The 21,027-nt window shown below is 37.6% G+C and carries 16 protein-coding genes; 2 read left to right on the top strand and 14 right to left on the bottom strand.

The window, feature by feature from the left end:
• Nucleotides 1-90: 90 nt before the first annotated feature.
• The 7 genes from MHB42_RS01140 to MHB42_RS01110 form a co-directional block, all read right to left on the bottom strand.
• On the bottom strand, nt 91-3,183 hold the full coding sequence (locus MHB42_RS01140) for an S-layer homology domain-containing protein (protein WP_340803922.1): 3,093 nt from the start codon (nt 3,181-3,183) through the stop codon (nt 91-93).
• A gap of 243 nt (nt 3,184-3,426) precedes the next feature.
• On the bottom strand, nt 3,427-4,119 hold the full coding sequence (locus MHB42_RS01135) for a phage tail protein (protein WP_340803921.1): 693 nt from the start codon (nt 4,117-4,119) through the stop codon (nt 3,427-3,429).
• A 70-nt stretch (nt 4,120-4,189) separates the two neighbouring features.
• Nucleotides 4,190-4,666 carry a GNAT family N-acetyltransferase gene (locus MHB42_RS01130; RefSeq protein ID WP_340803920.1) on the bottom strand — a complete coding sequence of 159 codons (477 nt, stop codon included), beginning with the start codon at nt 4,664-4,666 and terminating at the stop codon, nt 4,190-4,192.
• 453 nt (nt 4,667-5,119) lie between these two features.
• Nucleotides 5,120-5,842 carry an amino acid ABC transporter ATP-binding protein gene (locus MHB42_RS01125; protein ID WP_340803919.1) on the bottom strand — a complete coding sequence of 241 codons (723 nt, stop codon included), beginning with the start codon at nt 5,840-5,842 and terminating at the stop codon, nt 5,120-5,122.
• Complete coding sequence (locus MHB42_RS01120; protein WP_340803918.1) at nt 5,835-6,494, bottom strand: amino acid ABC transporter permease; 660 nt, start codon at nt 6,492-6,494, stop codon at nt 5,835-5,837. The genes MHB42_RS01125 and MHB42_RS01120 overlap by 8 nt, the downstream gene beginning before the upstream one ends.
• A gap of 75 nt (nt 6,495-6,569) precedes the next feature.
• Nucleotides 6,570-7,367 carry a transporter substrate-binding domain-containing protein gene (locus tag MHB42_RS01115; RefSeq protein WP_340803917.1) on the bottom strand — a complete coding sequence of 266 codons (798 nt, stop codon included), beginning with the start codon at nt 7,365-7,367 and terminating at the stop codon, nt 6,570-6,572.
• A 383-nt stretch (nt 7,368-7,750) separates the two neighbouring features.
• A complete protein-coding gene (locus MHB42_RS01110; RefSeq protein ID WP_340803916.1) occupies nt 7,751-11,155 on the bottom strand; it encodes a leucine-rich repeat protein in 3,405 nt (1,134 codons plus the stop codon).
• A 178-nt stretch (nt 11,156-11,333) separates the two neighbouring features.
• Between MHB42_RS01110 and MHB42_RS01105 the strand changes: the two genes are divergently transcribed.
• Together MHB42_RS01105 and MHB42_RS01100 are read left to right on the top strand one after the other, a co-directional pair.
• Nucleotides 11,334-14,351, top strand: coding sequence for a hybrid sensor histidine kinase/response regulator (locus MHB42_RS01105; RefSeq protein WP_340803914.1), 3,018 nt, complete (start codon nt 11,334-11,336; stop codon nt 14,349-14,351).
• Between the two features lie 5 nt (nt 14,352-14,356).
• Nucleotides 14,357-15,064 (top strand): DNA-binding response regulator, encoded by a 708-nt coding sequence (locus MHB42_RS01100; RefSeq protein WP_340803913.1) that lies wholly within the window; start codon nt 14,357-14,359, stop codon nt 15,062-15,064.
• 76 nt (nt 15,065-15,140) lie between these two features.
• Here the strand turns inward: MHB42_RS01100 and MHB42_RS01095 are convergent, their stop codons facing one another.
• From MHB42_RS01095 to MHB42_RS01065, 7 genes are read right to left on the bottom strand one after another with little or no spacing between them, the layout of a single operon-like run.
• A complete protein-coding gene (locus MHB42_RS01095) occupies nt 15,141-15,500 on the bottom strand; it encodes a Na+/H+ antiporter subunit G (RefSeq protein ID WP_340803912.1) in 360 nt (119 codons plus the stop codon).
• The gene (locus MHB42_RS01090; RefSeq protein ID WP_340803911.1) at nt 15,478-15,762 is read right to left on the bottom strand and encodes a Na(+)/H(+) antiporter subunit F1; all 285 of its coding nucleotides are present in this window, start codon (nt 15,760-15,762) and stop codon (nt 15,478-15,480) included. The genes MHB42_RS01095 and MHB42_RS01090 overlap by 23 nt, the downstream gene beginning before the upstream one ends.
• A complete protein-coding gene (locus MHB42_RS01085) occupies nt 15,762-16,244 on the bottom strand; it encodes a Na+/H+ antiporter subunit E (RefSeq protein WP_340803909.1) in 483 nt (160 codons plus the stop codon). The genes MHB42_RS01090 and MHB42_RS01085 overlap by 1 nt, the downstream gene beginning before the upstream one ends.
• Complete coding sequence (locus MHB42_RS01080; RefSeq protein WP_340803908.1) at nt 16,244-17,749, bottom strand: Na+/H+ antiporter subunit D; 1,506 nt, start codon at nt 17,747-17,749, stop codon at nt 16,244-16,246. Before MHB42_RS01080 ends, MHB42_RS01085 begins: the two co-directional genes overlap by 1 nt.
• Nucleotides 17,742-18,080, bottom strand: coding sequence for a Na(+)/H(+) antiporter subunit C (locus tag MHB42_RS01075; protein ID WP_340803907.1), 339 nt, complete (start codon nt 18,078-18,080; stop codon nt 17,742-17,744). The genes MHB42_RS01080 and MHB42_RS01075 overlap by 8 nt, the downstream gene beginning before the upstream one ends.
• A 3-nt stretch (nt 18,081-18,083) precedes the next feature.
• Nucleotides 18,084-18,506 (bottom strand): Na(+)/H(+) antiporter subunit B, encoded by a 423-nt coding sequence (locus tag MHB42_RS01070; protein WP_340803906.1) that lies wholly within the window; start codon nt 18,504-18,506, stop codon nt 18,084-18,086.
• Nucleotides 18,496-20,910: a Na+/H+ antiporter subunit A gene (locus MHB42_RS01065; protein WP_340803905.1), complete on the bottom strand. Its 2,415-nt coding sequence runs from the start codon at nt 20,908-20,910 to the stop codon at nt 18,496-18,498. The genes MHB42_RS01070 and MHB42_RS01065 overlap by 11 nt, the downstream gene beginning before the upstream one ends.
• Nucleotides 20,911-21,027 lie beyond the last annotated feature (117 nt).

Below are 21,027 nucleotides of genomic sequence, written 5' to 3'. Positions count from 1 at the left end.
TGAGAGGCTTTGGGTATCAATTTCTCTTTGAACTATAAATAAAAAGCACGACGATTTGTTAGGTTATCGTCGTGCCCTACTATCCTCAGTCTATTTTTTTGCCGCTTCTTGAATTTCATAAAACGCCCAATAATCACTAGTTACATCTGTAAATAATGGTGTTTGGGCTTCTGTCAGAACTTGACGCTCAAACAGTCGATTTAGTACCTTCACTGCCTGTGCACGTGTTAAGAAGTCATCTGGCTTAAATATATCTGCTGTAACACCTATCATAATCCCTGATGCATTAACCGTATCAATTGCTTTAACAGCCCAATGCTCGATACTAACATCTTTGAATACTGTACTTTCTACAGCTGGCTGACAAAAATCTGCATTTGGACTATCTACACAATGCTGCTCTATCCAACGGGCAGCTATTGTTGCTATTTGCGCTCTTGTTATAGAGCCATTTGGATCAAATTCTGTTGCAGTCATTCCTTTAAATAGACCTGCTGCTGTTGCGAATTCTATTGCATCTTTAGCATGATGGTGCGCCGTGTCTGTAAATGTTGCATTTGTTTCAGGTATATTATTGTTAGTTAAATAACGTGCAAACATACTTGCCATTTGTGCGCGTGTAACAGGGGTATTCGGACGGAAAGTACCATCTGGATAGCCTTGGATATATGGTGTATGGCTAATAGCGTCAGTAGGTGGCTCCTTTATTTCTTCCTTTTCTGGTAAGTAGAGAATTGAGAAAGTTGAGAATTTATTTACTTCAAACTGTAAGCCTGTTATTCCTTTTTGAAATTCTACAACCGTTCCACGTACAACCTCTTTTGTACCATCACTATGCTCAATGTAGATAGCCAAATGATCAAGCTGTTCCTGTGTTATATCCTTAGGCAAAGGCAGTGTTAGGGTAACAGGACGGCTTTGCATATTCGTTTCAATTGTCATTGGACGACCAAGCAACTCCACAACCGCACTTCCTACCAACTGCTGCACAATATTTTCCTTGCTCACTTGTTCTTTAATCTCCTGTTGTTCATCCTGCCCTTTTATAGGAACAAGTCGGAAATAGAGATCATCATTAAACATTTCCAATGAAGTTTTAGGCACATCAATTCTAACGTTATCTGTGACAATTTCCAGATGAATTGCACCCTCTTGAAGAAGTGTCACTACATTATTCGGTATAGACACATGGACTTGATTTACTTGATCCTGTTGGTCTGGAATGATAATCCGTGCCTTATCATTTCCTTGTTCCTTTAATTTCTTAATCGTCTCTGCTGCACTCTCTAGTGTTAATGTCACTTCATCCTTCATCGTATTATCTACATTTTTTGTTCGTTTGATCGTTGTTTTAGAAACTAGGTCACCGTCACCAGACTCTACATCCACCACAATTTCTTCTATATTGGATGGAGATGTTGTTGAACCTGATTCAGGGGTCGGAGACGAATCAGTATTGCTACCACCTGTCTGATTACTAACCCATTTAGCATAAATCACGGTGTTCGCTGTGATTACATTTTGGAAATTATATGGTGTTGTGTAAGCACTACTTGTATACCAGCCTTCAAATATATAGCCTACTTTTGTTGGCGCTGGCGTTGGTATACTCGCTTTTCCTCCATGGGCTACCGTTTGATTTGATACTGTGCTTCCTCCAGCGACATCAAACGTCACTGTATATGTTACAGCTACAGGATTCCACTTTGCATATAATATGATACTTCCATTTCCCATTAGGAAAGTTGAACCTGATGCATAATCTATTCCATTTCCATCTGCTTGCGTATTCCAGCCTGCAAACGTGTAACCCGCTTTTATCAGATTTCCTGTATTACCCAGAACGGTTACTGCTTCTCCTTGCTCATACGTTTCACTGTCTGTTGGAGCTGTGCCTCCTGTGTTTGCATTGCCGTTATAGGTGATAGTGATAGTAATAGTTTGTGCTGAATTTACTATTACAGAAACTACATTACTTGTGGATATTACCGTTTGGCTCCCACTTACTCCACCATTTGTGTTTGTCACTACTACGTAGTAATACACCGTGCCTACTGTAGAAGTGGGGGCTGCATAGGTCGCATTTGTGGCTCCACTTATCAAGGTTCCTCCACTCGGGCTATTCGTCGTATTGCTGTACCATTGGTAGCTTAATGTGCCCCCATCACCTACACTTGCCCCTACACTTAATGTTGGATTGGTAGCTCCTTGGTTCACAGTCGCTCCTACTGGCTGCGTTCCGATTGCTGGCGTCTCCGCATCTACTAACGCATTCACGATTACCCCTACTACATTACTTGTAACTGGTGCGGTTTGATTACCACTTACTCCATTATTTGTGTTCGTTACTACTACATAGTAATACATCGTGCCTACTGTAGAGGTCGGGGCTGCATAGGTCGCATTTGTGGCTCCGCTTATCAAGGTTCCTCCACTCGGACTATTCGTCGTATTGCTGTACCATTGGTAGCTTAATGTGCCCCCATCACCTACACTTGCCCCTACACTTAATGTTGGACTAGTAGCTCCTTGGTTCACAGTCGCTCCTACTGGCTGCGTTCCGATTGCTGGCGTCTCCGCATCTACTGTTCCAGCAACTGGATACCCCCATAATTCAAATTCATAAATCATAGCCGTTAAGATTTCTCCTGGCATACTCGAAAAAGTTTCTGTAACTTTCACTCGAAAATATTGATATGTTACTGAAGAAGAAAATGTTTTATCAATTGTTGTTGTATATCCACTAGAATCAATTTCTATATTATTATCAGAAAAATCGATTTGGGTAAAATTCACACCATCATTACTACCTTCTAACTTAATATTTTTTACGGTATACGATTCCATTGCTGTGTCCTTGAATGCTGCACCCACCACAACCCAACGGTTTATCGTATGTGGTGTACCAAGATTCACCATCAGCCAAGCGGGATTACTCTCAGTAATTTCTCCCTCACTTAGATTAGACCCCCAATAAGTAAGTTCATCTTCATCAAAAGCCATATCGGCTGTTGCCCAACCTCCCTCTACACTTGAAGCCGAATATTGCTTGCTTTTCGCAACATTCGTATCCGAACTTGCACTTACTTCTATATCTGCAAATCCACCAAAAGAAATTAAATTAAAAAGCAATAACCCAACTACAAATACGGAAATAATTTTCAACCACTTTTTATTTTTCATCCAATCCTCTCCTCAAAATAAATTTAGCTCCTTGATTGTAAGGATTGTTTATACAAATCAAGATATAAACACTTGGAAAATTCGTATTCTCACTATATAGGAACTTTACTGTTAAAGACTCCTCTACGGATATCCAAAATGTTCTAAATATCTACCTCAAATCATTAGATACACTACACATTTCTATGAAAATATAAAATTATTAAATAATTAGCATTATAAAACTTTTAATTTGTTTACTAATTATGGTCTGTCTGGAAAAATACCCTGATAACATATAATATAATTTAAAACTAGATAAGGTTGCATATTCGCAACAGGAGTACCAGAGCCTGTTACGCCAGTATTTACTGTTCCTGTTACTGTCCCATTTACTGTTCCTGTTACTGTTCCTGCTACCGTTCCTGTTGCCTGCACCGAATTGGTCTGTAGTGTCGTATCAGGTGAGTTTGTGCTGTATATGTTTATAGGTTGATTAGCAGTCGTTCTTGCTACACCTAAACATGTATTTGAACCTGGCACAGATGTCGCATTCCCTGCTACCGTGGTTGCATTATTTGGTAAATTCACAGTAACTTCACACGTTCCGTTACTAATACTTCCACCACTAATTCCTGCACTAAATGTATTATTTAATGTAACCGTATGACTATGTGGTGGTATCTGACCAGCTTGCAAGACCACCTCTTCGCTGCCCCCCTTTTGTGCAATCTGCCTATTCGTTAATCCTTCACCTTGCCCCGTTCCTACTGGCACCCTACCTCGTAAATCTGGTAATTTAAACGTAGTTGAATTATTCCCTCCGTACCTATAGCCAATTAATGCAAAAAGCGCCTGATGCTGCATTACTTGTAATTCCTGCCCTTGACATAAAAACCATCCTCGGGGAGCCCAGTCTAGAGGCCAAGGTAAAATAGTTCCTATAAAAGCATCCATTAATACCATTCTCCTTTCATTCTTATAAATTATTTTTCCTATCAATTGATTTTGAGAAATTAAAAAGCCCTTATTTATCAACTTCCCATCTCATTAATAAATATGGCAACACTTCATCTGTAACAACAAACCCACATCGCTCGTACAACCTCTGTGCAGGGTTTCCTATCAACACTTTTAATTCTAAAGGTAATCTTAATTCAGCAGCTGTACATTGCAATTCTCTCAATCGCGTTGTACAGATTCCCCTTCCTCTATATTCAGGAAGTACGAAAATATCTATCAGACGTATTGCTTCTTGCTGTACCTCGGTTATCAATCTCCCAATGCCTGCACCCTCATACATAATGATTTCATATTTGGCATGGGGAAATTGTTGCTGATAAGAAACTTTTTGAGCATCATATTGCATGCGTAATAGTTCTTCTATTTGTTGCTCATTCCATTCCAACATGGCAAATTCACTTTTTCTTGTAGATACATATAATGAGTAAAGAGTATCTTCCTCTTCAGGTAATGCCACTCGCAATTTCACCATATCTTTCATTTAGCTAAGCTCCCCACCTCCATTCAAAACATGATTTACAAATAAAAATACAGCTATTTTTCCAATGTATTGATTAGTAATAACTAAGAAAAGAATCGAATAGTTTGTCTTATTACTCTAATCTTTTTAACTTTCGTAGATTGCAGTTATCTAGCCTCCTTAATAAATCGGAATATTCAGATAAATTAAAACAAACTTATATAAGATTAATTCATAATACCTAATTCATAAAATCAAAGGTTTTATTTTTTTGGTGACTTTTAACTTTTTTTAATTATATTATAGGTCTATCTATTGCACCATGAATTTTTTCCATTTTTTACGTTAAGTTTTCTTAACCTTTTATTTTGCAGCTATGAATGCACTAAGATTTATTTATACTCGCAACATGAAAAACACTCTTTAACTAAAATAAATTCTTCAGCCAAGAGTGTTTTACTATATTATCTTTATTTATAAAACCTTCTCTAAAAAATCCTTCGCACGCTGTGTTGATGGTGCTGTGAAAAATTGCTCTGGTGGGGCGTCCTCAATAAGCTTGCCGCCATCAAGGAATAAAATGCGATCAGCAACCTCACGAGCAAAGCCCATCTCATGTGTCACAATCAGCATTGTCATACCGCTTTCTGCAAGGTTTTTCATAACGGCTAATACCTCTTTAACCATTTCAGGGTCAAGTGCTGATGTGGGCTCGTCAAATAACATAACCTTTGGGTCCATCGCAAGTGCTCGCGCAATGGCAACACGCTGCTTTTGACCACCCGATAAACGATTTGGATACTCTCCACGCTTCTCAAATAGACCAACCTTCATGAGTAACTCCTCTGCTTTTTTATTAGCAGAGGCTTTGTCCATCCCCTTCACATTAATCGGTGCATACGTTAAATTTTCAAGCACCGTTTTATGTGGGAAAAGATGAAAATGCTGAAATACCATGCCAACCTCTTCACGGATTTTCATAATATTTGTGCCTTTATCTGTTAAAATGTCTCCCGCAATGGTCACCTTGCCGTTTGTAGGTGTTTCTAATAAATTTAAGCAGCGTAAAAATGTTGATTTACCTGACCCTGATGGCCCAATAATTGCAATTACTTCTTTTTCTTGAATTTCCGTGGAAATACCCTTTAAAACTTCATTTTGTCCGTATGATTTGTGTAAATCCTCAATTTTAATCACTTTTTCTCATTCCTTTCTCGATTCGTTTACCAAGGAACGTTAAAACAAGCGTCATTAAATAATAAATAACCCCTGCGAAAAGTAATGGCTCAAGATAACGATATGTTGAACCACCAACGATATAAGCACGACGCATAATATCGAGCGCACTAATTACTGTTACAACAGCTGTTTCTTTATTTAATGTAATAAATTCATTGACTAAAGATGGCAAAATATTTTTCACTGCCTGTGGAATAATAATATCCTTCATCATTTTGGCATATGGAATACCAAGAGCCTGTGCCGCCTCCATTTGTCCTTTATCGACCGCATTAATCCCTGCACGAATAATTTCTGAAATATACGCACCTGAGTTTAACCCAAAAGCAATAATAGCTGTTGGAATAGGGTCAATTTGAATATCTAATAGCTGTGGCACTGCATAGTAAATAATTAATAATTGCAGTACAAGTGGTGTACCACGGAAAATGGATGTGTAGAAATCAGCGAACATGCGTAAAACATTGACATTACCAATTTTACATAATGCGAGTAAGATACCTATAATAAAACCGATGATTGATGCACCGATTGCAATTTGAAGTGTAACACCTATCCCTTTTAAAATATAAGGAATAGAGGGAACAATAGCTGTAAAATCTAAATTCACAGCGCCCCCTCCTTTCTTTGTTATAGAAATGAAAAGCACAAGCGATAGCCCCAAAAGAGCTATCGCATATTGGTATTATTCAACTTTCTCTAACCATTTTTCCTCTAGCTCTTGAATTTTACCCTCTTCAGCTAGCTCTTTTAATGCTTGGTTAATTTTATCCTTTAAATCGCTACCCTTCGGCACAGCAATTGCTTTAAAGTCCTCTGGCTGCTCTTCTACAGGGAAAGCGACTAATTCATCATTTGTTTTTAAGTAGCCTTTTGCAACGCCACCTTCAACAATACCTGCATCTAAACGTTTTGACATCATATCCTGCACAATTTCAGGAATACGTGTACGTCCTTCTACTGTTGCGCCTACTTTCGCTGCGATTTCATTCCCTAAATTTTCTTGGATAGATGCTGTTTGTACACCTATTTTTTTACCAGCTAAATCTGCCTCTTTTTCAATGCCACTATCCTTTTTCACAATGATTACTTGCTCTGTTTCATTGTATTTATCTGAGAAATCTACTACTTCTTCACGCTCAGGATTTGGTGTCATACCTGAAATTACAACATCAACTTTGCCCGCCTGTAAAGCTGGCACTAAGCTGTTAAAATCCATATCTTGCATCTGCATCTCAGCACCTATTTTTTCACCAATTAAATTAATTAAATCAATATCAAAGCCAATAATTTCTTCGCCCTTTGCTGCATCCACATATTCAAATGGTGCATAGTCTGCAGAAGTCCCTACTTTTAATACTTGTTTTTCCCCTGTATCCTCTACATCTGCCCCTGACTTGCTTTCGTTAGTATCCTTTGCGCCACATGCAGCAAGCACACCAATAACTAGTATAAGCATCAACATAAATAATTTGTTCTTCATACTAAGTATCTCCTTTTATTAATAATTTATTGTGTATACGAGTATATTTCTCAAAAGCATTTAATGGATATTTATTCATTTTTAAGAATAAAAAATCTTTCTGCTATTTAAGATATACTCTTTTGCAACAATAATCAAGTAAAACTTCAAATGTTTTAAAAGGATATTATATATGTAATTTTCAAATAAATCAATTTATTCAGGCAATTATGTTAAAGAAAATATTTCCTATACGATATTTTAAACTCTTTCTCATTATATGAAAATAACAATAATTATATTAATAAAATATATACAGAAATTGCTTTTGCATAAAATTTATTGATGATAAAATGGCATATAAAAGATATACCATCATATCTCTTATATGCCATTTAACATAGTTATTTTTTTATTGCAGCTGCTTGTATTTCATAGAATGCCCAATGTTTAACTGTAACATCTGTAAATAGCGGGGCTTCGACTTTCTCTGTTACTGGATGGTTCAATAAACGATTCAGCACCTTTACAGCTTGCGCCCGCGTTAGTATATCATTCGGGGCAAATTGATTTTCCCCTATGCCAGTCATAATGTCCATTTGACTAATGCGCTCAATTTCCTCGGCAGCCCAATTTTGGGAGGCTACATCTGTATACGTTATTTGATGTCTATTGTTATTACAGTAAGGGCTATCTGTAGAGTCAGCCTCACACTGCTGGTCAATCCAGCGTACAGCAATAACCGCCATTTGTGCACGTGTAATGGCATCATTAGGTCCAAATAAATGATTGTTATACCCCTTCATCATGCCTTGCATGTGTACATATTCGATAGCATCCTTCGCCTCATGCTTTGTTGTATCTGTAAAACTCGCTGTTGCTTCTGGAATAGCGTTATCTGTTAGGTAACGAGCTAACATACTTGCCATTTGCGCACGTGTAACGGCTGTATTCGGGCGGAATGTACCGTCTGGGTAGCCTTTAATATATGGTATAAAAATAGGTTCCTCTACCACGATTTCATCTTCAATTTCCACTTCCTCTGTTGGCTGCTCCTTTTTCACAGGTGCGTATAAAATCGAGAACGTCGAGAATTTTGTGACATCAAATTGGATTCCCTTTGTCCCTTCTTTGAAATCCACTACTTGCCCACGTACCACCTCTTTTGTGCCATCACTATGCTCAATATACACCGCTAAATTATCTAATTGCTCCTGCGTCACATCTTTTGGTAGAGGCAATGTTAACGTGACAGGACGATTTTGCATATTGGTTTCGATAGTCATTGGCTGCCCAAGTAATGTGATGGTTGCATTGTTCGTTAACTGCTGGACACTCGCCTCTGCTTTAGCTCGCTCCTCTAGCTGTTGCTGTGTTGTCTGTGCTTTGACTGGCACTACACGGAAATAAATATCGCTTGCTAAATTTGCTAGAGAGGTAGCTGGGATATCCATTTTTACTGTTTCCATATCGATCCCTAAGCCTGTTTGCCCCTCTGTTAATAGCTGTGCTGCTTCTCTTGCAATTCCCACGGTTGTTTCACTTACTTGTTGCTCCATATCTGGAATAACAATACGTGATTTTTTATTTTCTTGATTCACTAGTTTTTCTATCGACTCTCTTGCATTCGCAGACGTAAAGTTCACTGTATCCTTTACAACACCACCAGTACTTTCACGTGTAATAACCGTTTTCACTAATACCGCATTTGGGTTACTTGCATCCACTACATCCACCGTGATTTGATTAGATGGAGCAGGTGTAGATGAAGTTGAACCTGAATTAGATGGTGGTGGATTTGGTGTTGATACAGCATTCCATTTCGCATAAAGCGTTGTATTGGCTGTCACCTTATCTGTTGCAAAATTCCAAGCTGTTTGTAATAGACTATCCTTGTACCAGCCTGCAAATGTATAGCCTGCTCTTGTCGGTGCTGTTGGTGTTGCAATGCCTTCACCTGATGTTACAAATTTCGGCGCAACTATGCTTCCGCCATTTGTATTAAATGTCACCGTATATCCAGGAATACCTGTCGAATAAATTGTCATTGCCTGTGGTACAGTTCCATTCCATAGTGCAGATGGTTGCATAGTGCGGTCTGTGTACCAACCTGTAAATGTAGCGAATGCTTGGCTAGAAAAGGCTGAACCATCTACACTACTCACGTTCCCCTTAAACTCGACTTGCTCTAATTTATTGCCTTTAAATGCTGTGCTTTCAATCTCCTCCACTGTGGACGGAATCACTACATTTGTTAACTGATTCCCTGAAAAAGCAGATGTTTGAATCTTTTTAACACCTTCTGGGATAACGACGCTTGTTAAACCCTTTTGCATAAAAGCAGTCATCCCAATAATCGTCACGGGCTTATTATTAATTTCAGCAGGAATCACTAAATCTGTTGGTACAGTGCCATTATAGCCTGTAATCGTTACAGTGCCATCACTATTGTTAGAAGTGGTAAATGGGCTTGCTGCTGCCCATTTTGCATGTAGCGTTATTGGCTCTGTCACTGTATCTGTTGCAAAGTTCCATAACGTTTGTAAGTCCTCACGATACCAGCCATCAAATATATAGCCATCTTGTATTGGGTCTGCTGGCTTCATGACAAGCTCTCCAGCTATTACAACCTCCGTGTTCACCGGACTTCCGCCATTTGTTTCAAAGGTTACTTCATGTGTTGTTTGCGGTGTAGAATAAATTTTTAGTGCAGTTGTTACAGTTTGCTGATCCCAAGGAGTTTGGATATTGCCATTTATAAACCACTGAATACTCATGTTATTATCTTGGAAATTAAATGCACTAACATCGACTGTTACTGGCGGATTTAGTGGTTGTTTAAATTCAATTGTTTTTAATTTATTAAGTACAAATGCTGAATGACCAATCATTTTTATACTGGATGGGAACGTAATACTCTCTAGCTCATTTCCTACAAATGCACTCGTTTCTATTTTCTCAAGATGACTTCCCTCTTCAAATATAATTGTTGTTAGTTTATTCCCAAAAAATGCTGACTCGCCTATTTTTGTTACACTTGCGGGAATAGTAATAGATACTATATTGTTCCATTCTCCAGTCAGCATCATAGACGAAAAAGCGTTATGCCCTATCTCAATTAAGTTAGATGCTGGTTCAAAATTTACTGATGTTAGTTTATTTTGTTGAAAGGCACCATTACCTATTTTTTGAACAGAAGAAGGAATGGTAACGGTTGTTAGTTCATTTAGTTGAAAAGCAGTTGCCCCTATTTCCTCCAAATTAGAAGGTGACTCAAACGTTAAGGACGTTAGTTGATTGAACATAAAGGCATTGTCGCCTATCTTTTGAACGGAAGAGGGGATTTGAACATTCCCTAATGTATTGCCAGTAAAAGCTCCAATTCCTATTTCTACTAACTCAGACCCTGGTTCAAATGTTAAAGAGGTTAGTTGACTAACTGAAAAGGCAACATTCCCTATCTTTTGAACGGAAGAAGGGATTTGGACACTCCCTAATGCATTGCCAGCAAAAGCTCCTTCCCCTATCTCTACTAACTCGGACGCTGGCTCAAATGTTAAGGATGTTAATTGCTTATTTGAAAAAGCGGACTCTTTTATTGCTGTTACGCTTTTTTCAACACCCCCATCCCATAAAGTGCGTGGAATAACTAAGTCCCCGTCTGGGATTAATCCCGCATACCCAGTAATAGTTAAACCATCTGGATTTGTTTCCGTTAGAAAACCGCTATCAGCCTTTGGGGATAGCAGCCCTAGCTGTGACCAAATAAATACCGCAATAATGAAGATACTACTCCATTTTTTTATCATCTACTATTCTCCTTTTTCTGTGTATTGTTTTATCAAGTATAAAAGAATTATGAGCATTTTTAGCGTTAAGATTTCTTAACGTTCAGCCTGCTTCTATTTTAATAAGATAGGCTATCTTGTATAATCCAACTAAAACCATGTTGAGTGAGGGAGTTGCAGGTTAAGGGGGTTTTTAAAAATGAAAAAATTATCACTATTATTCGCGATTATTATTGGGTCACTGCTGTTAGCGAGCGTTACCTTTTACTTAACTCAACCTAGCTCGCATGAACCCCAAGCAGTTAAAGGTGTGATGGATTTACGCCATCATACATTTCATGATAATGCCCCTGTTAAATTAGACGGGGATTGGGCATTTATTCCAAATCATTTAGTGGGTGGTGAAGCCTTCGACACCTATCAAAGCTATATTGTTGACGTTCCTTCTCCTTGGACAAAATATACAGTTGATGGACAACCATTACCCTCCTTTGCAAGTGGGACTTATCGCCTTAAAGTTTTAATTGATGATACTGAGGAGATTTTAGGCATTAAAACGAGCACAATACGTATGTCAAACGCCTTGTATATTAATGGACAACGGATTGGACATAGTGGAGAGCCAGCCGAGGATCATAGCTATACCCCACATAATACACCGTATACTGCTTATTTTTCGCCTGATAAAAAAGAGCTGGAATTGATTGTCCATGTAGCCAATTTTGATTATGCACCAGGTGGAGGTATTATAAGTTCCATCTTTTTAGGGGATCAACATAGTATTGCAAAGCTTCGAGAAGGTGCACTATTCTATGACTTAATTACACTAGCAGGATTTTTAACAATGTTTATTTATTTTTTCGGCTCTTATCTGTATTCAAGGTTAGGCATTGAGCAGCTCTATTTTGCTTTATTCTGTTTTGCTAGTGCGCTCTACACGCTTACGCATGGTGAAAAGCTGTTACTAGCCTTTGTTAATATGAGCTATGCACCATTTCAAAGCATACAAATGGTGTCAAGTGTATCTGTAGGTCTCTTTATATTGTTATATTTCTATCGCGCATTACTAACATATATGAATCGTCGAGTTGTAAAAGTATTATGCATTATCGGTATCCTATTTATCTTTGCAGGTATGCTACCAACAGCAATTAATTCACAATTGCAAAATATCAACTCATTATATGTTTTTGCAAATATTGTTTATATTTTCTATGTACAAATTAACGCTATTTATAAGAAAGCCACTGGTGTAATGTATTTAACCTTAAGCTCATTAGCTATTTTACTTTATTTTATCGTTGCTACTTTAAACACCAATATTAACCTTGAACTGAATGCTCTGCCACCATTGCTACCGTTTATTTGCTTAACAATGCTTTCTTTATATATTTCTCACCGTTTTGCAGATTCCTATTTAGAGAAGGGCAAGCTTACAGAGGCACTTATACATGTCGACCAATTAAAAGATGAGTTTCTTGCTAAAACATCTCATGAATTTCAAACACCCTTGCATGGCATTATTGGGATTTCTCAGTCTATGTTAAATGACAATAGTAAGCCTGTCCTAGCTGTGGAACAGAAGGAAAAAGTAACACTTATTTTTAATATCGCTGAACGCCTCTCCTATTTGGTCAACGATATACTTGATTTTTCAAAGTTAAAGGAAAATGAATTAACATTACGGATAACATCTGTGGATTTATTTGCGGTTACACATATGACTGTAGAAGTGTTGTCCTATACGATTAGCAAAGATGTAAAAATATATAACCATATTAAGCGCGGATGCTTTGTCCAAGCTGATGAAAATCGACTTCGGCAAATTTTATATAACTTAATTCATAATGCAGTAAAGTATACAAACGAAGGGAAAATTGATATCACTTGCTATGAGGAACAAGGATTTTTAGTCATTGATATACAAGACACTGGCTGTGGCATTGCACCTGAAAATTTAAAAACCATTTTTAACCCATTCCAGCAATTAAACCATTCAGTTGGTGGTACTGGACTAGGTTTACACATTGCAAAAGAGCTCATAGAACGGCAAAGTGGGAAAATTAGTGTAAATTCTATTGTTGGACAAGGTACAATATTCTCAATCAAACTCCTAAAAGCACAGCCAACAATGGAGGAATTGCCAGCAATGCCTACCCAAACCTATCAGCAACCTTTCCTAACATTCCCACATATTGTTGAAAAAATAGGGAAGAAAAAAATTCTTATTGTAGATGATGATGCTGTTAATTTAAAAGTATTAATTGATATTTTGACACAAGAAAACTACTCCGTTATTGCTATTGATAATGGGCAACATGTTTTTGAACAGCTGACACAGCATCCTGATATTGATTTATTAATTTTAGATATTATGATGCCTACGATTTCTGGATATGAGGTTTGCCAGCAAATTAGACAAAGCTACACAGCTACAGAGCTACCTATTTTAATGCTGACAGCAGCGATTCGTCCAGAAGATATGATTGCAGCCTTTCAATCAGGAGCGAATGATTTTTTACATAAGCCTCTTGATAGCGTGGAGCTAAAGACACGTGTACGCAATCTTATTTTATTAAAGGATTCAGCTGGGGCAGCAATTGCTATGGAAACTGCTTTTTTACAAGCCCAAATTAAACCGCATTTTGTTTACAATGTATTAAATTCAATTTTATCACTTAGCTATTTAGATTTGGAGCAGGCACGGGCGATGATTACAAACTTTGCTACTTTTTTACGCAATAGCTTTGCCTTTGAAAATGCCAATAGCCTTGTGCCTTTAGAAAAAGAGCTTAGTCTTATTAATGCGTATGTAGATATTCATCGTATCCGATATCCTGAGCAATTAGAATGGGAAATTTGTATGGATAAGCCTATTCAATGTCTTATTCCACCGCTTCTGCTTCAACCATTAGTGGAAAATGCCCTGCTTCACGGGTTAAAGCTCAAAAAAGAGGGTGGCAAGCTACAATTATTGATAATGCAGGAGCAGCATATGGTAATTTTTCAGCTTATAGACAATGGTATTGGCATATCTTCTGAGCTTTTACAACAAATTCAGCATGGTGAAACAACCCCTAGTCAAGGTATTGGTATTCGCAATATTTCTAAACGATTGAAAAAATTTGAAAATGCTACTATCCATTTTGAAAGCATTGAAAATAAAGGAACAACCGTTGAAATTCGTTTTCCAATTATTTCGATAGAAAGGATTTGAGCATTTTGCTAAAGGCAATTATTGTAGACGATGAAATTTTGTCCATCCATTTATTAGAATCTATGCTAAAAGCAAGCGACTCCATTGAGGTAATCGGAACCTTTCGGAACCCAAAGGACGCCTTAACAAATATTGATATATTAAAGCCTGATATTTTGTTTTTAGATATTGAAATGGCTGAAATGACTGGCCTTCAACTTGCATCTAAAATAGAGAATGCTTCACATCAAATCGATATTATTTTTGTTACAGCATATGAGCAATATGCTTTAGAAGCATTTAATGTACAAGCTACGGATTATATTTTAAAGCCAATTGACCATGATCGATTATTAAAAACAATTGAACGATTATCTGAACGACGCTACCCTATTAAATCTATAATGCCAGTCGAGGAGGAATCTTCTAAAGTTATTCATACATTGCATTTTCATATACACTTAGGAAAGGTTTCAATTGGCGATACTGTATTAACTTTATCAACAAAGGAATTTCAAATTTTATTCTTTTTAGCACAGCATAGCCAACAAGCCTTTCCAGCCGCTGAGCTATATCGACGTATTTGGGATGAGGATAGTATTGGGCAAACACAGGCATTACGAGTGCATATTAGTAATCTAAGAAAAAAGCTAGATGCGATTCCAGGACAACCAGCTAAGATTGTGATGGCAAGAGGCACTGGCTATCAATTAATTTTTCAATATCAATCATAGAAGCAACCATGTTTAACATATTTTTATTTTATAGAAGAGGGCTGTGCAACAAAGCTTTTGCACAGCCCCTTTCCTTTTATTTTTCTTCTGAAAATAGCTTTGGCTTTAGCTCGTCCTCCCCTGAGCCCTTTGCTAAAGGAACGCGAGAACGATAAGCAGCACGACATACTAAATGTCCTGCAACAGGTGCTGTGGCAAAGACGAAAAGAATCCCTAAAATTAATCGTACACTAACATAGCCATCGTGCACCCAAAAGTAAATAAATGTACCTAATAGACATGTTAATACTGATAATGTGGAGCTTTTTGTAGCAGCATGTGAGCGTGTATAAACATCTGGCAGGCGGATCATACCAAATGCACTAATCACACTGACGATTGAGCCAATTAAAATAAGTACGACTGCTGCCCATTCAATCATTTGATTTACGTTCAACAATCACACCTCTTTCAATATATTTGCTAAAAGCAATCGTCCCAATAAACGCTAATATTCCTAAAATCAGAATGGCCTCTAAATAAGCTTTTGTTTTTAAAATAATCGATACAATTGCAATAGCTGATAGCAGATTAACACCAATTGTATCAAGTGCTATTGCTCTATCAGGCATAGATGGCCCACGAATAACACGATACAACGACAGCGCAATGGAAATACTAAAGAAAGCAAGAGCCAGTAGCAAGATATTGTTAAGCATTAGCGTGTCACCTCCATGATTGCTTGTTCAAACTTTCCAATTGAGCGAATGACAGCGTCTTTAGATTCCTCAATATCCATTGCATGAATATAAAACACATCGCCCTCTTCAGATACTTCCATCACAACAGAGCCGGGTGTTAAAGTGAGTAATACTGCAAGTGCCGTAATTTCCCAATCACCCTTTAACACCGTTTTATACGTAAAAATACCTGGTGTAATATTGAGCTTGGGTGTCATAATTTGTTTGAGTACACTATAGCTTGATAAAAACAGCTCCCAATTAAAAAGCCATAGTAATTTGATAATGGAAAATACTCGTCGCAAGTAAAATTGAGTGCCATAAAAGCGATGCATCGCATATAAGATAGCCATACCTACAATAAAGCCCATTAAAAATGTTGAAAACTGCGGTGTTACCTCATCCTGCAAGAGCAACCAAAGTGTTGCGATAAATAAATTTAATATAAACTGCATCGCCATTATTTATTCACCTCACCTTGCCATAATTCTCCATCCAATACCGCATCTATATAAATAGAGGGCGTGTAAAGTGCTTCTGCCGCATCTGTTACAAAAGGTGCTAAGCTTTCTGCGCCAATTCCTAAGCCAATTGTACACACCGCCAATAGTGTTAACGGTAGCATCACAAGCTTTGGCAATGGCTTTTCATCCTCTAAGCTAATAATCGTTTCTCCAAAAAAGGAGGATAGGAAAATTCGTAACAGCGAATACAAAACAATTAAACTAGATAAAAACCCTAGACCTAATAGAACAAAATTGCTGCCCTCTATTGCGCCTTGCCCAATTAAAACTTTCCCTAAAAAGCCACTTAATGGTGGTATACCAGCTAATGAGCACATCACAATAAAGAATAACCAGCCAAAGAAAGGATAATTTCGAATGAGCCCACTCATTTTATCAATAACAGTTTCTCCAGTTACATAAATCATCATGCCAACTGCTAAAAACAACATAGCCTTTGCAACCATATCATGCATTAAATAATAGATAACACCCTGTAAGGCTGATTCTGTACCAATCGCTAAACCAGCAACAATAAATCCAACGCCAATCAGCACATTATAGGAAGCAATGGTCCTGACATCTCGCCCTGAAAGAGCGCCAATACAGCCTGCTACAATTGTAACCCCTGCCATAATACCAAGTGCTGTATGTGTGACTTCAGTATTATTCGGGAAAAGCAATGTAAAGGATCGTACAAGTGCATAAATCCCTACCTTTGTTAATAGTGCTGCGAATAGTGCTGCGACGGCTGTTGGAGGTACACTATAGGAACCCGGTAGCCAAAAGAATAGTAAGAGTCCAGCTTTTAAACTAAAGACAATTAAAAAAATCAGTGCCACCGTTGTAATCAATGGATTTACTCCTGCCTCCATCACCCGAAGCGAAATATGAGCCATATTCAATGTACCAACAGTTCCATATAGGAATGCTAGCGCCACTAGGAAAATCCACGATGCTACAATATTAATTAAGACATATTTCAATGCCTCACGCAGTTGAATTTTCTCGCCACCTAAGCTAATCAGCCCATAGGAGGCAAGCAGCATCACTTCAAAGCAGACAAATAAATTAAAAATATCCCCTGTCAAAAATGAGCCATTAACACCGGCAACCATTAGTAATGTAAGTGGGTAAAAATACATTTTTTCATAGGCTAGCTCCATTGTAAAAATAGCATAAAGCAAACAAATGACTGCAACGAGATTGGCAACTAACACCAGTAAGACTGCAAATGAATCTGCCACAAAGGAAATACCAAACGGTGGTATCCAACCACTAAAGTCAATACGCATAACACCTTGTGCTTGTACTTCCAGCAATAAAATAATACTAATTACAACAATAAAGCTAAGCGTTAATAGGCTAATAATACGTTGTAAAAATACATGCTCCTTTAAAAACACCAGTAAAATAGCTGTAATAACTGGCACGATTAATGGCAAAACGATAATATTACTCATCTGGCGTACCTCTCAATTCATCAAAATTCCCTGAACCATTTGTTTTGTACGCTCGATAACCTAAAACGAGAACAAATGCTGTAACAGCAAAGCTAATAACAATGGCTGTTAAAATTAATGCTTGTGGCAATGCATCCGTATAAGGACCTTCTGATTCCCCTAATAAAGGTACATTCCCTTTTTTAAGACCTCCCATTGTTAATATAAGTAAATGGGCGGCATGTGATAATACAGCAGTTCCCAAGATAACACGCAATAACTGTTTCGAGAGGATTAAGTACGTCGCAACAGCTACTAATATACCTACTAAAACCAGTATTAAAGATTCCATTGGCTACTCATCCTCACTTATACTTAAAATAATTGTCACAACAACACCAACAACGGTTAAAGCTACACCCGCTTCAAAAATAGTTACCGTTGAAAAGCCCATCTTTCCAAATATAGGTACATTTATATACGTATATGTCTGTGTTAAAAAAGGTACATCGAAAAACAATGATCCTACCGCAGTTCCTGTAGCAAGCAAAACACCTAAAGCAGCGACCTTTTTAAAATCGAATGGCATTCCTTTATGCACTGTTTCAATATCATAGGCAAGATAAAGCAAGACAATGCCGGAAGCTAGTACAAGTCCACCTATAAAGCCGCCACCTGGAGCATGGTGTCCCGCAAAGAACAAATATATACCAAGCGTTAGAATAATAAATACTACAGCCTTTGTAACCGTCCGTAATATCACATCATTAATTTTCATGATCTGCTTCCTCCTTTCGCGGCTTAAGCTTTATTAATGTATAAACCCCTAAGCCAGCAATTAGAAGAACAACAACCTCTAGCATCGTATCAAATGCACGAAAATCCCCAAGTATTGTATTAACAATATTTGAACCACCAGCCAGCTCATAAGAATCATTAAAATAAGTGGCTACTGACTCAAAGCGATCATAGTGCACTACTGCTAAGCCAACAATTGTCACCGTTGCCCCAACCAAAATAGAAATAAGTGCTTTTGACCATCTCACGCTTCTGCGAGGAACTTCAGGCATTAAATCTGGCAAATATTTAAAGCACAGAAGGAATAATGCTGTTGTAACTGACTCAACAACTAATTGTGTTAAGGCTAAATCAGGTGCACGGAAAATTACAAAGAAAAAGGCAACAGAATAACCTAATACTCCATTTAGCAGCATCGCTGTCACACGACCCTTTACAAAAACCATCCATATAGATGCAAAAATCATTACGAATACAAGTATTAATTCGTAAGATTCAATAGCAGAGTCCTTGTCAAAGTTAAATGTCATAGCATCTGACCAAATAAAGTAGCCTGCGATAAGAGCAACAAAGAATACGTATATATAGATGAAATAATGTGTTAAATTACCTGTCATATATTTACGTGTTAGCTTTGTTGAGCCACTTTCGCTCATTTCAAGCAATCGGTTGTAATACGTATTAAACGTATATTTTTGAGAAAATATGCGATACAACGGCTTCCACTTTTTTAGTGTCTTAAATAAAATTGTACCAATAAGAATAACAGCGATTGTCATCCATAATTCTGGACTTAAAATGCCATGCCAAGCATGAATATGTGGTGCTAACTCACCTGCCGTTGGGAAAGTAGGATAAATACTTGCCATAGCAGGCTCTAAAATATAGTGACCTAACACATTTGGGAAGAAAAAGATACCGACTACAAATAAGCATAAAATAAGTGGTGAAATTAACATACCGAATGGTGCTTCATGCAGCTTTTTATCCAATTTCTCAGGCTGTAGTTTTCCCAAAAATGTACGACTTATTAAAATCATACTGTAAACAAACGTAAAGACGCTCGCTACCCATGCTATTAACGGGAACAGTAGCCCCATATCAGCAATGGAGAATGCTTCAACATCCCTGATAGCTAATACTGCCGCAAAAAACATTTCCTTACTTAAGAAACCGTTAAATGGCGGTAACCCTGCCATTGAGAAACTACCAATAACTGCAATTGTAAATGTTACAGGCATTATCGCCATTAAGCCGCCCAAGCGACGAATATCACGCGTACCTACTTCGTGATCGACAATGCCGACCATCATAAATAGTGCACCTTTAAATGTAGAGTGGTTCACAAGATGAAATAATGCTGCAAAGCTTGCTTGTGTATAAATAATAGAACTTTCTGCATAGCCGTAATAATGCCCAACAGAACCAAGACCAAATAGACTCATAATTAAGCCTAACTGACTTACAGTTGAATAGGCTAATAAAGCCTTTAAATCTGTTTGACGTACCGCATTAAAGGAGCCCCAGAATAATGTTACAAGACCAATAATGCTTACTAGCCAGAACCAGATAGCCTCTCCGCCAAACACCGGAGAAAAACGGGCTACTAAATAAATTCCTGCCTTCACCATTGTTGCTGAGTGTAAATAGGCACTAACAGGCGTTGGCGCCTCCATTGCATCAGGCAGCCAAATATGAAATGGGAATTGAGCAGATTTTGTAAATGCCCCTAGTAAAATTAAAATTAATGCTGGTGTAAACAAAGCATGATCTCGTATAACCGCTACATTTGCCACAATGTCGCGAATGCTAAATGTATTGGAAGCTACATAAAGCATAAGGAAGCCAGCAAGCATAGATAGTCCACCAAAGACTGTAATCATCATCGCTTTTTTAGCACCTGCACGCGATGCCTTTCGATGATGCCAAAATGCAATTAATAGGAACGATGACACACTTGTTAATTCCCAAAATGTGTATAATACCATTAGGTTATCTGAAAAAACGACACCAAGCATAGCACCCATGAATAGTAATAAATAGCAGTAAAAATGATGAAGTGATTCTTTCGTTGATAAATAAAAAATAGAATATAAAATAACTAAACTACCCACGCCTGTAATCAGTAAGCCAAAAATCATACTGAGTCCATCAAGGTAGGTTGTAAAATTTATATTAAAAGAGGGAATCCACTCATATGTATGGATAAATGTTTTACCCTTGGCAACTTGTGGAATGTAGCGTATAAGTAAAATAAATAAAAGTAATGGGACTGATAAAACAAACCAGCCAAGATGTGTGACACGCCTTAGTCGCCTATAAAGCAATGGGATAAGTGCAGCACCAACAAATGGCAAAAGAATTGCGATAAGAATTGTAAGCAAATAAAAACCTCCTACTATCTAAAATCATCTAACAAAGTTTGTGGTGATTGGAATATTTAGTGTTAACACTAGAGAAATTTGTTCAAGCTAAGGAATATATTAGATGGTGAACTTGAT

Source organism: Lysinibacillus sp. FSL K6-0232 (assembly GCF_038008325.1).
Classification (GTDB): domain Bacteria; phylum Bacillota; class Bacilli; order Bacillales_A; family Planococcaceae; genus Lysinibacillus.
This window is presented reverse-complemented; position numbering and strand designations above follow the sequence as displayed.

What these genes read in the sequence shown, in the direction of transcription:
- MHB42_RS01080 (WP_340803908.1), bottom strand. Translation starts at nt 17,749, where the DNA reads ATGAGTAATATTATCGTTTTGCCATTAATCGTGCCAGTTATTACAGCT.
- MHB42_RS01130 (WP_340803920.1), bottom strand. Translation starts at nt 4,666, where the DNA reads ATGAAAGATATGGTGAAATTGCGAGTGGCATTACCTGAAGAGGAAGAT.
- MHB42_RS01110 (WP_340803916.1), bottom strand. Translation starts at nt 11,155, where the DNA reads ATGATAAAAAAATGGAGTAGTATCTTCATTATTGCGGTATTTATTTGG.
- MHB42_RS01085 (WP_340803909.1), bottom strand. Translation starts at nt 16,244, where the DNA reads ATGGCGATGCAGTTTATATTAAATTTATTTATCGCAACACTTTGGTTG.
- MHB42_RS01075 (WP_340803907.1), bottom strand. Translation starts at nt 18,080, where the DNA reads ATGGAATCTTTAATACTGGTTTTAGTAGGTATATTAGTAGCTGTTGCG.
- MHB42_RS01070 (WP_340803906.1), bottom strand. Translation starts at nt 18,506, where the DNA reads ATGAAAATTAATGATGTGATATTACGGACGGTTACAAAGGCTGTAGTA.
- MHB42_RS01105 (WP_340803914.1), top strand. Translation starts at nt 11,334, where the DNA reads ATGAAAAAATTATCACTATTATTCGCGATTATTATTGGGTCACTGCTG.
- MHB42_RS01115 (WP_340803917.1), bottom strand. Translation starts at nt 7,367, where the DNA reads ATGAAGAACAAATTATTTATGTTGATGCTTATACTAGTTATTGGTGTG.
- MHB42_RS01090 (WP_340803911.1), bottom strand. Translation starts at nt 15,762, where the DNA reads ATGCTTAACAATATCTTGCTACTGGCTCTTGCTTTCTTTAGTATTTCC.
- MHB42_RS01140 (WP_340803922.1), bottom strand. Translation starts at nt 3,183, where the DNA reads ATGAAAAATAAAAAGTGGTTGAAAATTATTTCCGTATTTGTAGTTGGG.
- MHB42_RS01135 (WP_340803921.1), bottom strand. Translation starts at nt 4,119, where the DNA reads ATGGATGCTTTTATAGGAACTATTTTACCTTGGCCTCTAGACTGGGCT.